At 40.2% G+C, this 239-nt stretch carries 1 protein-coding gene; it reads right to left on the bottom strand.

What is annotated here, in order from left to right; translation table 11 throughout:
* Positions 1–155, bottom strand: a 155-nt coding sequence (locus ACSNOG_RS33965; RefSeq protein WP_436756513.1) for a sigma factor G inhibitor Gin, incomplete at its 3' end; no start/stop codon positions are given.
* Positions 156–239 lie beyond the last annotated feature (84 nt).

The raw sequence follows: 239 nt of genomic DNA on the forward strand, positions 1-239 counted from the left end.
CGGATAAAAAAATGATATTTGGCATCCTCCGCACTGGTATGCACGATTTCCGATTCGCATTCCTCGCAAACGAATTGCGATAAAATCGTAATGCCTTCCGTCTTCGACTGGTTGCATATAATACAGACGCGTTCGGTCAGCTCTTCCATTGCCATCCCACCTTGATCCTTTTACTATTAGTATGACACAGTTTCTATTATTTTAAACCTTTTCATAGGATATCTTTGTACGCTTTATGA

Source organism: Streptomyces sp. URMC 124, from assembly GCF_051386455.1.
In the GTDB taxonomy this organism is placed as follows: domain Bacteria; phylum Actinomycetota; class Actinomycetes; order Streptomycetales; family Streptomycetaceae; genus Streptomyces.